At 70.5% G+C, this 13,462-nt stretch carries 6 protein-coding genes; 3 read left to right on the top strand and 3 right to left on the bottom strand.

Annotated elements, in window-relative coordinates; all coding sequences use genetic code 11:
• Nucleotides 1-70 precede the first annotated feature (70 nt).
• The gene (locus tag EIZ45_RS39695) at nt 71-3,196 is read left to right on the top strand and encodes a BTAD domain-containing putative transcriptional regulator (protein WP_134667909.1); all 3,126 of its coding nucleotides are present in this window, start codon (nt 71-73) and stop codon (nt 3,194-3,196) included.
• A 38-nt stretch (nt 3,197-3,234) separates the two neighbouring features.
• Here the strand turns inward: EIZ45_RS39695 and EIZ45_RS39690 are convergent, their stop codons facing one another.
• Nucleotides 3,235-4,647 carry an amidase gene (locus EIZ45_RS39690; RefSeq protein ID WP_134667908.1) on the bottom strand — a complete coding sequence of 471 codons (1,413 nt, stop codon included), beginning with the start codon at nt 4,645-4,647 and terminating at the stop codon, nt 3,235-3,237.
• Nucleotides 4,648-4,757: 110 nt separating this feature from the next.
• Here EIZ45_RS39690 and EIZ45_RS39685 point away from each other — a divergent pair, with 110 nt between their 5' ends.
• Nucleotides 4,758-5,723 carry an Lrp/AsnC family transcriptional regulator gene (locus tag EIZ45_RS39685; protein ID WP_134667907.1) on the top strand — a complete coding sequence of 322 codons (966 nt, stop codon included), beginning with the start codon at nt 4,758-4,760 and terminating at the stop codon, nt 5,721-5,723.
• A gap of 4 nt (nt 5,724-5,727) precedes the next feature.
• On the opposite strand, the gene helR is transcribed toward EIZ45_RS39685, so the two are convergent.
• Complete coding sequence (gene helR / locus EIZ45_RS39680) at nt 5,728-7,899, bottom strand: RNA polymerase recycling motor ATPase HelR (protein ID WP_205670221.1); 2,172 nt, start codon at nt 7,897-7,899, stop codon at nt 5,728-5,730.
• A gap of 1,468 nt (nt 7,900-9,367) precedes the next feature.
• The gene (locus EIZ45_RS39675) at nt 9,368-10,480 is read right to left on the bottom strand and encodes an aldo/keto reductase (protein ID WP_134667906.1); all 1,113 of its coding nucleotides are present in this window, start codon (nt 10,478-10,480) and stop codon (nt 9,368-9,370) included.
• Nucleotides 10,481-11,193: 713 nt separating this feature from the next.
• On the opposite strand from EIZ45_RS39675, the gene EIZ45_RS39670 reads away from it, so the two are divergent.
• Nucleotides 11,194-13,446 (top strand): ATP-binding cassette domain-containing protein, encoded by a 2,253-nt coding sequence (locus EIZ45_RS39670; RefSeq protein ID WP_167756688.1) that lies wholly within the window; start codon nt 11,194-11,196, stop codon nt 13,444-13,446.
• The last annotated feature ends 16 nt before the right edge of the window (nt 13,447-13,462 follow it).

Below are 13,462 nucleotides of genomic sequence, written 5' to 3'. Positions count from 1 at the left end.
CCGACCACGGTGCCGAGGCCCGCGCACGGTTCGCTGGGGGTCCGCGCACGGATGCGGTTACGGTGGATCCGTGCGATTCGGCATCCTGGGGCCCTTGGCCGTGAGCAGCGACGACGGCCAGCCGGTGCGGGTGCCCGAGGCCAAGGTCCGGACCCTGCTCGCGGTCCTGCTCGTGCACGAGGGCGCTCCGGTGTCGGCGGACCGGCTGGCCGACGACCTGTGGGGCGACCAGCTGCCCGGCAACCCGGTCAACACCCTGCAGACGAAGGTCTCGCAGCTGCGCCGTGCGCTCGAACGCGCCGAACCTGGGTCCGGCAGCGCGCTGGTGTTCCAGGCCCCCGGTTACGTCCTGCGGACCGAACTGGAAGCGGTGGACGTCGGACGCTTCCGTGCGTTGACCGCCGCGGCGAGCACGGCGGAAGACCCGCGGGCGAAGGCCGATTTGCTCACCGAAGCGCTGGCATTGTGGCGAGGCCCGACGCTCACCGAGTTCGCCGACGAAGCCTTCGCGCAGCCAGTGATTCAGCGGCTGGAAGAGGATCGCCTTGTCGCGCAAGAAAACCTCGCCGACGCGCGGCTCGCACTTGGCGAACATGCCACGCTGACCGCGGAGCTCGCCGACCTCGTCCGGCAGCATCCGTTGCGGGAAAGGCTGCGCGCTCTCCAGATGCGCGCGCTGTATGCGGCGGGTCGGCAGAGCGAGTCGCTGGCTTCCTACGACGAACTCCGCCGCCGTCTCGCGGACGAGCTGGGCCTCGATCCCGGCCCCGAACTGACCGCGCTGCACCGGTCGATCCTGGCGCAGGACCCGTCTCTGACTGCCGTCGTCTCGCAGCTTCCGGTGCCGCTTACCGAACTGGTCGGCCGGACCGCCGCGACCAAGGCGGTCAGCACGCTCGTTCGCGAATCCCGGTTGGTGACGCTCACTGGACCCGGCGGCGTCGGCAAGACCCGGCTCGCGCTGGAGACCGCGCACCGGCTCGGCGGCGACTTCGCCGCGGGCGCGTGGCTTGTGGAGCTGACCGGCATGGACCGGCACGAATGCGCGCTGAGCCAGTGCCCGCCGATCGAGTGGGTGGTGGAGGCGATCGCGGCGACGCTGGGCATCCGGGACGCGGCGACGCCAGCGCAGGCGGATCCGGTGCAGCGACTGGCCGAGTCCTTGCGCGGCAAGGAAACCCTGATCGTCCTGGACAACTGCGAACAGCTGATCGAGCCGGTCGCCGCGACCGCCGCACGGCTGCTGGCGGCCGCGCCCGGACTGCGGATCCTCGCCACCAGCCGGGAACCGCTCGGGCTCGCCGGGGAAACGCAGTTCCCGGTGCCGCCGCTGGATCACGACAGCGCCGCGCGGCTGTTCACGGCACGGGTCGCTGACACTGGGTACACTGTGGACAGTGCCGACGCGGAGGCGGTCGCCGAGATTTGCCAGAAACTGGACGGATTGCCGCTGGCGCTCGAACTCGCCGCGACCCGTGTGCGCGCGTTGGGCGTGCCGGAGTTGTTGCGCCGCCTGGACGATCGGTTCCGTCTGCTGGACACCACTCGCCGGGGTGTGCCTGCCCGGCAGCAGACTCTGCGCGCGATGATCGACTGGAGCTGGGAACTCCTGAGCGAGCCGGAACGCCTTGTGCTGCAACGGTTGTCGGTGCACACCGAGGATTGCTCGCTGGACGCGGCCGAGGCGGTCTGCGCGGGCGACGGCGTCGAAGAAGGCGAGGTGCTGGGTCTGCTGGCGAAGCTTGTCGACCGCTCGCTGGTCGTGCCCGCGAACGCGCGGTACCGGCTGCTTGAGTCGGTGGCAGTGTACGGCCTGGAACGGCTGCGGGACGCTGGCGAGGTCGAGAAGACGCGGCGTCGGCACGCGGAGTATTACGTCGAGCTCGCCGGTGCCGCGGACGCCGGTCTCCGCGCCCGCGACCAACGGCGCTGGCTGCAGCGCCTCGACGTGGACCTGCCGAATCTCCGTGCCGCAGCGGAGAATCTGGCCGGTTGGGGGAGCGCCGACGACGCGTTGCGCTTGGCGAACCGGCTGGCGTGGTACCGATTCCTGCGCGGCCGGATGGCCGAGGCGATGCGCTCCCTGCGCGCCGCCCTCGGTTTGCCCGGCGGCGACGAGGACCTGCGCGTGGAAGCACAGGCGACGCTCACCGCACTCGGCATCCTCGCTGGCGACCGGCCGGACTGGCGTCCCGTGGCCGATCTGCCGACGAGCCCTCGGGCCAAGTGGTTCATCGGCTACGCACTGTCCACAGTGGCCGATCTGCCCGGCGCGGAACCGCTGACCCTGGAGGCACTCGCCGCCTTCGAAGCGACCGGCGACCGGTGGGGGATCGCGGCGGCCAGCGGCGACCACGCGAGCCAGGCCCTGTCGAGAGGCGATATCGCGGGAGCGTGGCGTTACGCCGATCGCTGCGCGGAGTTGTTCGCCGAAATCGGCGACAAATGGGGTCAGCTGCAGGCGAACTTCGCACACGGTGCACTCAGTTCCCTTGCCGGGAATTACGCGCGCGCTGAAGCGGTCCACATCGAAGGATTGCAGATCGCCGAGGAACTGGGCTTGTGGCCGGAAGCGTCGTACCAGCTGTCGTGGCTAGGCCGGATTGCGCTGCTGCGCAAGGACTACGTCGCCGCTCGCGAACTGCATGACCGGGCTCGCGCGGTCGCCGCGGAGCACGGCTTCACGCCGGGGGAGATGTATGCGCTGACCGGACTGGCCCTCGGCGCCCGGCGCGAGGGCGACCTCGATCTCGCTGAACAGCATTTGCGGACGCTGCTCGAGTGGAACAAGCAGGTCGATTTCGAGCCGGGGAACACGTTGATTCTCGCGGAACTCGGTTTCGTCGCCGAATTGCGCGGAGACGCGGAGACGGCATTGTTGCGGCAGCAGGAAGGGTACGAAATCGCGCACCAGACCGGCGATCCGCGAGCGATCGCGTTGGCGCTGGAGGGGTTGGCGGGCGCGCACGCACTGGCCGGAGCAGCCCGCGAAGCCGCACGTTTGCTGGGCGCGGCCGCAGCTTCCCGCGCTGGGATCGGCGCACCGCTGCCTGCCGCGGAGCGCACTGACGTCGACCGGATCACCGCCCGCGCGAGCGAGGTCCTCGGCGCGGCAGTATTCGCGACCGAGTTCCGCGCAGGCGGCGAACGGGAAGCGCTGCCTGCGGTCCGTGAAGGACTCCTTGAGGGAATCTGATTCCCGGAAGGAGTCCTTCACGGACCGTGGCTCGCGGCTCAGAAGACGGGCCGCCGCTTCCCGTGCCCGGTCGCCTGCTCGAAAGCGTGCGCGGCCCGCAACAGCCCTAGCTCGCCCCGCAGCGGCGCGATGATCTGCAGCCCCACCGGACGTCCGTCCTCGGTGAACCCCGCGGGCACCGACAGCGCCGGGCACCCGGTCGCCGAGATCGAGTACGCCGAGCGCATCCACTCCAGATAGTCGTGCATCGGTTGCCCGGCAACGACTTCCGGGTACTCCCACTCCACCGGGAACGGCGGCACCTGGCTCACCGGCGCGAGCAGCAGATCGTACTGCGTGAAGAACTCGCGCATCCCGGTGATGAGCTGCAGCTGCCGCGTCTGCGCGCGGGCGATGTCGGCACCGGAAAGCGTTGCGCCGAAAGCGATGTTGTCGGCGAGTGTCTGCTTCATCTTGTCCGGATGCTCTTCGAGCAGACCGGCGAACCCGGTGTGGAAGAGCCAGCCGCGCAGGGTGCGGAACACGTCGTCGGCCGCGGCGAGGTCCGGGCAGGCCGGTTCGACGCGGCAGCCGAGTTCGGCGAACACCTGCACCGCCGGTTCCAGCACGGCGGTGACCGCCGGGTCGACCGGCAGCCCGCCGAGGTCCGGCGACCACGCCACGCGCAGTCCGGCGAGGTCGGCGTCGAGCGACCCGGCGAACGGTGCGGCGGGCTGGTCGAGCGCGATCGGGTTGCGCTCGTCGTACCCGGCGATGACCGACAACAGCAGCGCGACGTCGGCGACCGTCCGGCCCATCGGCCCCTGCACGCCCAGCGCCTCCCAGGGCAGCGTCGCGGGCCAGGTCGGCACCCGGCCGGGCGACGGGCGCAGGCCGACGACGTTGCAGAACGACGCCGGATTGCGCAGCGAACCGCCCATGTCGCTGCCCTCGGCGAGCGGGTGCAGACCGGCGGCCAGTGCGGCCGCCGCCCCGCCGCTGCTGCCGCCCGCGGACAGGTCGCGCCGGTACGGGTTGCGCGTGGCCCCGAAAACCGGGTTCATCGTGTGCGAACCGGCCCCGAACTCCGGCGCGTTCGTCTTGCCGAGCGTGATCGCGCCCGCGTTCCGGATCCGCTCGACGACGAGCGTGTCGCTGTCGGGGACGTGGTCGGCGAAAATGGGGGATCCGTAGGTGGTGCGGACCCCGGCGACGTCGTGCGTGTCCTTGTGCGCCACCGGAATCCCGTGCAGCGGACCGACCTCCTCGCCGCGTGCGAGACGTTCGTCGGCGGCCGCGGCCTCGCTCAGCGCGCGCTCGGCGGTGAGCGTGACGATCGCGTTGATCTGCGGGTTGACCTGCTCGATCCGGTCGAGATGGGCCTGCAGCACCTCGCGGGCGGACAGCTCGCGGACGCGCAGCCGCCGGGCCAGTTCGCGGGCGGGCAAGTAGCAGATCTCCTCAGCGCTCACTGGTTTCCTTCCTGACCCCGGTGTCCGTTCGCGACGTCAGCTTCGCGCGTGGTGCTGGGGTCGGACAAGACCTGCTCGACAAATGACGGAATCAGCCACAGTATTGGCTGATGACCGCACGGCTGGACCCGCTCGACCGCCGGATCGCCGGCGCGCTGCAAGTCGACGGCCGCGCGTCCTGGCGGCGGATCGCCGAGGTGCTGGACGCGCCGGAGCGCACGGTGGCCCGGCGCGGGACGCACCTGCTGCGCACCGGCGTCGTGACGGTTGTCGCCGTTTCGCCGCACGGCGTGCCGCTGCTGGTGCGCGGTCGCTGCCGGGCCGGGCTCGGCCGTCCCGCGGGCACCGCGCTCGCGGGACGGCCGGAGACGAGCTTCTGCTACCTGATCACCGGACAGGGCGAACTCGTCGCCGAGGTCTTCTGCGACCGCAACCGGCTGCCGACCTTCATGTTCGACGAGATGGCGGCAATCCCCGGCCTGCTCGATCTGACGGCCGATACCGTCACGCGGTACTACCGCACCATCCACGAATGGCAGCCCGGCCTGCTGAGCCCGGCCGAGACGGAGGCGATCTCGTCGCTGCCGCAGCCGACTCCGCAGCCCCGGCAGCCGGACGGCGTCGACTTCAGCAGCGACGAACGCGCCATCGTGCGCGCGTTGCGCGAGGACGGCCGGCGCACGCACGAGGAACTCGCCCGTGCCGCCGGGATCTCGGAATCGACCGTCCGCCGCCGGCTGGAAGCGTTGCGGCGGGAGGAAAAGGTGTTCATCCGGGCGGTGGTGGAACCGGCCGTGCTCGGGCTGCCGGTCGAGGCGCTGCTGTGGATCCGCTGCCGCCCGCACGACGTCGACGGCATCGGCCGCGCCCTGCTGGGCTCGCCGTACGTGCGCTACGCGGCGGCGATGACGGGCGAGTATCAGCTGCTCGCTGACGTCACCTTGCCCGACATCGCCGCGTTGCACGAGTTCGTCGGCAGTTCCGGCTGGTCCCGGCAGGCGGATTCGGTGCACACCGGGGTGGTGCTGAAGGCGTTGAAGCGCAGCAGCGTCCTCGCGCCCGAACTGCGCCCCTGACCGGTTAGCCCCGTTCCTCCAGTCCGTTCAGCACCGACGGCAGCGCGCCGCGGTGCAGCACGCCGAGCCGCTGGGTCGCCCGGGTCAGCGCGACGTACAGCTCAGCCGCGCCGCGCGGTCCGTCCTCGAGAATCCGGTCCGGGTCCACGAGCAGCACAGCGTCGTACTCCAGCCCCTTCGTCTCCGACGCCGCCACCGCGCCCGGCACGTCCGGCGGCCCGATCACGACGCTCGTCCCTTCCCGGCCCGCCTCGGCACGGACGAATTCCTCGACCGCGGCGGGCAACTCGTCGTCGGAGACCTTCCGCGACCACGGCCGGACCCCGCACGCGCGCACCGATTCCGGCGGCTCGGCCCCCGGCGCGAACTCGGCCAGCACCGCCGCCGCGACGGCCATGATTTCCGCCGGGGTGCGGTAATTGACGGTGAGCGAACGGTAGGCCCAGCGGCCCGGGACGTACGGATCCAGCATCGTGCCCCAGTCGAGCGCACCCGCCGCCGACCGCCTCTGCGCCGGGTCGCCGACCACGGTGAACGACCGGCTCGGGCACCGCCGCATCAGCGCCCGCCAGTCCATTTCGGACAGTTCCTGCGCCTCGTCGACCACGACGTGCCGGTAGGTCCAGTCCCGGTCCGCCGCGGCGCGTTCGGCGAGGTCGCGGGTGTCGTGCTCGACGAACCGCTCGGCCAGATCGGTGTCGTAGAGCAGGTGCTCCGCGGACAGGCCGATGTCCTCGTCCATCTCCTCGCGGTCGAGCCGCATGATGTCCAGCACGCCGGCCGCGTACTCGGCCTCCGCCTCGCGCTCGGCGGCGTCCTCCTGCCGTTTCGCGCGGTCCGGAGCCTTGCCGAGGAGGTCGATCAGCTCGTCCAGGAGCGGGACGTCCGACACCGTCCAGGGCTCGCCCGGCTCGCGCAGCAGCGCCGGGTCGGCACCGGCCGCCTTGAGCCGGGCGAGGGAGGAGTAGAGCGTGGTCAGCAGGCTTTCCGGGGTCAGAATCGGCCAGAGGCGGTCGATCGCCTTGACGAACGCGGGGTCGGCGAGGAGTTCGTTGACGAGCGTGGAACGGAGGTCCTCCCATTCCTCCTTGTCGTCGCGGGTGAGCCAACCGCGCCCGATGCGCGACATGGCGCGTTCGGTGAGCACGTACGTGACGATCTCGACGAACACCGCCCGCGCCTCGTTGTGCGGCCGCCCGCTCTGCCGCGCCTCGTCGCGAGCCCACTCGGCGGTCGCCGCGTCGATCCGGACGGTGGTGTCGCGGAGCTCGATCAGCACGGGTTCGGCGGGCAGCTCCTGCCGGTCCGCGACCGCCGCGCGCAGGACGTCGAGCATCCGCAGAGACCCCTTGAACCGCGCGACCTCCGGCTTGTCCTCGGCGTGCGCGTGCAGCCCCGGGAGGAGACTGCCTGGGGTGGTGAACACCACGTCGGACTCGCCGAGCGACGGCAGCACGCGCCCGATGTGGTTCAGGAACGAGGGATTCGGCCCGAGGACGAGGACACCGTGGCGCTCCATCCGCTCGCGCTGCGTGTACAGCAGATACGCGACGCGGTGGAGCGCCACGACGGTTTTCCCGGTTCCCGGCCCTCCCTCGATGACCAGGACGCCGGGATGGTCGAGCCGGATGATGCGGTCCTGCTCGGCCTGGATCGTCGCGACGATGTCCCGCATGCCCTCCCCTCGGGGCGCGTTGACCGCCGCGAGCAGGGCGTCGTTCTCCTCGCCGCTGCCGGGCGCGCCGAAGACCTCGTCGGTGAACGAGGCGATCTGCCGCCCGCGCGTGTGGAATTGCCGCCGTCGCCGCATGCCCTCGGGCGTCGCGGCGGTAGCGGTGTAAAACGCGCTCGACGCCGGCGCGCGCCAGTCGAGAAGAACGGGTTTGTACTCGTCGTCCTCGTCGAAAAGCCCGATCCGGCCGATGTAAGAATGGTCGCCTTCGACGGTGTCAAGCCGCCCGAAACACAACCCGGAGTCGGCAACCGAAAGCCGCCGCGTTTCGCGAGTGAGCGCGCGCACCTCGACGTCCCGCTCGCCCGGCGCCTCGTCGTTTCGTTTGAGGGCAGCGGTGTAACGCTCCTTGGCCCTCCTGCGCTCCCCGTCGAGCCGCCGGTACAGCCCGGCGACGTAGTCCTGTTCGGACCGCAGTTCTTCTTCGTACCCCTGAGTTGACAAGTGCCCCTCGCTGCTGTTATTCTGAATCTACATTCGGCGTGAACTTCTGATTGCTTGGTGAAGACGCGTCGATTTTTTATTGTCCACCTTCTGTCAAGTGGGCAGGCGGACTGGCGTTGTGCCGCGGTTTTCTCGCGTGGTGAGTTGAGCGGTCCGGGCTGGGTGGAGCGGGTCGGATCGGTGGGTCTGTGCTGGCGGGCTTGTGCTGGCGGGCTTGTGCTGGCGGGCTTGTGCTGGCGGGCTTGTGCTGGCGGGCTTGTGCTGGCGGGCTTGTGCTGGCGGGTGAGCGGCCTCGTGGCGGTAGGCCTGTGCTGGCGGAGCCGCGCTGCCCGATCCGAGTTCGGCGGCCAGGTTCGCCGGATGGGCCGGGCGCACCAGCCAGAGCCGGGGCCTCGGTCCGCAGCCCGGGGATTAGACCCGGCTCGAAGCCCGATCCGCGCGAACGACCCGCGCCTTTGCCTGACGCGGCCATTCGGTTCCGGCGTGGCGACCTTGCCCAGGGGCCGGTTTCCACCTGCGGTGACGGCTTTGCTCGGCGCGACGACGCGCGTTCGCTTGACGCGGCACGTCGACCCGGCGTGGCGACCTTGCCCAGGGGCCGGTTTCCACCTGCGGTGACGGCTTTGCTCGGCGCGACGACGCGCGTTCGCTTGACGCGGCACGTCGACCCGGCGTGGCGACCTTGCCCAGGGGCCGGTTTCCACCTGCGGTGACGGCTTTGCTCGGCGCGACGACGCGCGTTCGCTTGACGCGGCACGTCGACCCGGCGTGGCGACCTTGCCCAGGGGCCGGTTTCCACCTGCGGTGACGGCTTCGCTCAGCGCGAAGACGTGCGTTCTCCTGCCGCGGCCATTCGGCCCGGCGCGACGACCTCGCCCAGGCGGCGATTCCACCTGTGGGTGACGGTCTCGCTCGGCGCGACGACGCTGCCCGAGGCGTGCGCTCCAGCCGCACGTGTGGCCAGTTGGCATCCCTGAGCGCCCTCGCACGCGGCGGTCACAGGGCGGCAGGTTGAGCGTCGAAGGCTGAGCCGAATCCCCGAGCTGTGCCGTAGAGGGCACCCAGGCGCGAGCGCGCACCCAATTCCGCGCGCCTTCGTGCCCCAGGCGTTGCAGCGGCGGCAAAGCAAGGGCCCCGTTCCCGGCACCGGCCCGATTCGGCGACGGCGAACGGTTCGGCCGAGCACAATCAGCCAGCCGAAACCGACCGGACGGCGGCGGTCGCGCCGAGTCGCGCGCATGCGCTCTCGGCAGCCGCGCCGGACGGATTCCCGGCGGCAGGACATCCCCGCACGTCTCAAAGCCCGATCCTGCCCACACCGATCCCACACTCGCTCCCGACAGCCGGATTCTCATGGTCGAGCAGCGATTCTGCGGCATCCCCCGGGGCTTGCGGCAAGCCCCGGGGTGCGCTATATCTTGAAAAGGGCGGAGGAAACCATTTCTTGCAGCGCGGAATCCCGCGCGGTTCACGCCTGCTTCGGCGAAGCCCAGTTCCGTACCACCGGCCGATACCCCTCCGGTTTGTCGCCCACCTTCACGCCGGGGTTGATCAGCCACGACTGGTAGTCCGGCGTGAACATCCGGTACGGCCCGGCAGGCGGCACCTCGCTCGCGCGGTCCAGGGCGTCGCGCAGGTCGGCGGGCAGGGTGAAGTCGAGCGCGTGCATCGTCGCGTCCAGTTGCTCCGCACTGCTCGCCCCGACGATCGCCGACGCGATGCCGGGCTGCGTCGCCACCCAGTTGATCGCGACCTGAGCCATCGCCACGTTCAGCTCGTCCGCGACCGTCTCGAGCGTCTTCAGCAGTTCCCACTGCTGCGCGGTCCAGGTCCCGGCCGCCACGGCGCCCTCGCCGGTCAAGCGGCCCTCGCCGCTCAGGCCGTTCGACGAGCTGCGGTACTTGCCGCTCAGGAACCCGCTGCCGAGCGGGCTCCACGCGGTGATCCCCAGGCCCAGCTCCAGACCCGCCGGGACGTGCTCCGTTTCGATCGTCCGCTCGACCAGCGAATACGGCAGCTGCAGACTGATCATCGGCGGCAGCGAATGCGCGTCGGCGAGAGTCTGCGCGCGGCTCGCGTACCAGGCAGGCACGTCCGACAGCCCGGCGTACCGGATCTTCCCCGCCCGCACCAGGTCGTCGAACGTGCGCAGCACCTCCTCGACCGGCGTGATCCGATCCCACGTGTGCAGCAGGAACAGGTCGAGATAGTCGGTGCCGAGCCGGCGCAGCGACGCCTCCACCGACCGGATCATGTGCTTGCGCCCGTTCCCGCCCGCGTTGGGATCGCCCGGGTCGACGCTGTTGGTGAACTTCGACGTCAGCACGAGCCGATCCCGGTTCCCCGTCTCGGCGATGAACTTGCCGAGCAGCCGCTCGCTCTCGCCCGCGGTGTAGAAGTCCGCGGTGTCGACGAAGTTGCCGCCCTCCTCGACGTACTTGCGGAAGATCGGCCGCGCCTCCTCCTCGGACTTCCCGTAAGCGGCGTGAAACCCGTCGACGCCGAAGTTCATCGTGCCGAGCGCGAGCCTGCTGACCCGCAATCCGGACCGGCCGAGCAGGTAATACTGGTCAAGAGACATCGGGGTCCTCGCTCCGTTCCCGAAACACGCGCGGGCCGTGCCCGCCTGGCTCGGCCAGGGTGCCTTCGGAAAAATGGACCAGCAAGTCCAAACTTCAGGACGGCCGACGCAGGGGAAGCGCGGTGCGACCCGCAGGCGTCAGCCGATGCCGGTTGGGGGAGTGATCGCGGTCGAGGAGTTGCGCGGACCACTCGACCTGGAGCCACGACCGGCGACGGCGCTCTGTCCCGAGCTGATCGCGAGGAACATCAAAGCCACCGCACCGGCGAAGGAACCACCGGCGACCGCGAACTCCAGACCGAATGTTCCGGCCCGAATAATCCAGCCCCGAGGCCTCGCTTCTCTTGCCCGCCAGGTATTTCCTCGTACGAGCACTGCGCATCCATGCGGATGGCGAATGCCCGACACGTCTCGATAAGCACTTCCCCAACGAGCATCGCCTGCCCCGCGCGCGGAACAATGTTTGGCGATGTCCAGGCTCGCACCGCATGGCCGAGTGCTTCCCTGAACGAACCCCGCCCACGAAAGCCCGCCCTGCGGAAGCCCAGCTCGCTTCGCCCGGTCGAGCGCGCTCCGAACGAACATCACCTAACCTGCCTCGCGCGAACCTGTCTGTCGACGTCCGGCTCCACATGGCCGAGCGCTTCCCCGAACAAAGCACCCCGCCTCCACCCGCCCCGCCGCACCCCTTCCCAGGACGTAGGCTGCGAGACATGCCGTCGAACATGATCAGCCTCCGCGGTGTGCGCACTCACAACCTGGCCGACGTGGACGTGGACATCCCGAAGCACCAGCTGGTCGCGGTCACCGGCGTTTCCGGGTCCGGCAAGTCGTCGCTCGCGTTCGCGACGCTGGCCGCCGAGTCGCGGCGGCAGTTGTACTCGACGATGCCCGCTTTCGTCCGCACGAAACTGCCGCACGATCCGGCTCCCGAGGCCAGTTCGCTGAGCGGCCTGACGACCGTCGTCGTGGTGGATCAGCGGCCGCTCGGGACGAATTCGCGATCCACGGTCGGCACCGCCACCGAGGTGTGGACGATGCTGCGGATGTTGTTCTCCCGCTTGGGCGAACCGTCCGCCGGGTATTCGCCCGCCTACTCGTTCAACGACCCGTCCGGCATGTGCCCGGCTTGCGCGGGGCTCGGCACCGTCACCGACATCGACGGCGAGCGGATGATCGACCGTAGCCGTTCGCTCAACGACGGCGCGATGGTCTTCCCCAGTTTCGCGGTCGGCAGCTGGATCTGGAAGCGCTATGTCTACTCGGGATTCTTCGACAACGATCTGCCGTTGCGGGAATGGCCTGAGGAACTGGTGCAGTTCCTGCTGCACGGTCCGACGCAGAAGCCGCCGAATCCGTTGCCGCGCTTCCCGGCCAGCGCGAAGTACCAGTCGATGGTACCGCGGATCCGGCGGCTGCTCGTGGAACGCGAGGCCAAGATGGGTCCGGCGGTGCGGGCGGCCCTCGCCGACGTGACCCGGCAGCGGCCGTGTCCGGAGTGCGACGGCAGCAGGCTCGCTCCGGCCGCGCGGGAGAGCCGGATCAACGGGGTGTCCATTGTGGACCTCGGATACCGCGACGCGGCGGGGCTGCTGGAATTCTGCGCCGGACTGGACCACGAGTGGGCGCGTCCGCTGGTGGCGGCGTTGCGGCTGCGGCTGGAATCGATGATCACGCTCGGCCTCGGGCATCTGCACTGCTACCGCGCGACGCCGACGCTCTCCGGCGGCGAATCGCAGCGGCTGAAACTGGTGCGGCACTTGGGATCGAGCCTCACCGACCTCACCTACGTCCTGGACGAACCGACCGACGGGCTGCATCCGGCCGACGTCGCGTCCCTCGTCGACGTACTGCGGCGGCTGCGTGATCACGGCAACACGGTGCTGGTGGTGGACCACCACGAAGCGGTGATGGTCGCCGCGGACCATGTGATCGACCTCGGCCCGGGAGCCGGGGAAGCGGGCGGACGCGTGGTGTTCCACGGGTCGCCGGCGAAGCTGCGGAAGGCGGACACGACAACCGCGCGCGCGTTGCGCACCGGCGTCCGGATCAAGGACACGCTGCGGGAACCCGCCGGCTGGCTGCCGTTGCGCGGGCTGAACCGGCACACCCTGCGCGACATCGACGTCGACGTACCGACAGGCGTGCTCACGGTGATCACCGGGGTGGCGGGGTCCGGGAAGTCGACGCTGGCGGGCGAACTCGCCGAGCGGCATCCGCGGTTCACAGTCGTCGACCAGAGCCAGATCGTCGCGACGAGCCGGTCGACGGTCGGCACCTGGCTCGGGCTCGCCGATCCGGTGCAGCGCGCGTTCGCCGAGGTGAGCGGCGAGTCGCCGAAGCTGTTCAACCCGCGGTCGCAGGGCGGGTGCCCGGCCTGCCGCGGCACCGGCGTGCGGCGGACCGATCTGGCGTTCCTGGAGGACGTCGACACGCCGTGCGAGGAGTGCAATGCGACCGGATTCCGGGGGGAGGCACTGGAAACGCGGCTCGACGGACGGACGGTGCTCGAAGTGCTGGGCACGCCGGTGTCGGCGCTGGCGCGATACGTGCCGCATCCGGACGTGGTCCGGCTGGCCGCGCTGCTCGGCGAACTGGGCCTCGGGCACCTCGCGAGCGGCCGCACGCTCGACACGCTCTCCGGCGGCGAGCGGCAACGGCTGAAGCTCGCCCGCCAGCTCGACTCGACCAGCGACGATCTGCTCGTCGACGAGCCCACCGCGGGCCTGCATCCCAGCGACACCACGCGGATGGTGGCGCTGCTGGACCGGCTCGTCGACGAGGGCCGGACGCTCGTCGTGGTCGAGCATTCGCTGCACGTCGTCGCCGCGGCGGACTGGGTGCTCGACCTCGGGCCCGGCGCGGGCGAGAACGGCGGCCAGGTGCTCTACACCGGCACGCCGAAGGGACTCGCCGAGCACGACGGCGCGACCGGACGCTACTTCCGGGCCGCGCTCAGCGGTTAAGCCGACCCGCGCTGCC

It is taken from the genome of Amycolatopsis sp. CFH S0740 (assembly GCF_004522315.1).
GTDB classification, from domain to species: Bacteria; Actinomycetota; Actinomycetes; order Mycobacteriales; family Pseudonocardiaceae; genus Amycolatopsis; species Amycolatopsis nivea.
The sequence above is the reverse complement of the archived record's forward strand: the minus strand, read 5'-3'. Positions and strand labels throughout refer to the sequence as shown.

Bases quoted from the DNA above. Each gene is read 5' to 3' on its own strand.
- EIZ45_RS39670 (WP_167756688.1), top strand. From the start codon at position 11,194: ATGCCGTCGAACATGATCAGCCTCCGCGGTGTGCGCACTCACAACCTG.
- EIZ45_RS39685 (WP_134667907.1), top strand. From the start codon at position 4,758: ATGACCGCACGGCTGGACCCGCTCGACCGCCGGATCGCCGGCGCGCTG.
- EIZ45_RS39675 (WP_134667906.1), bottom strand. From the start codon at position 10,480: ATGTCTCTTGACCAGTATTACCTGCTCGGCCGGTCCGGATTGCGGGTC.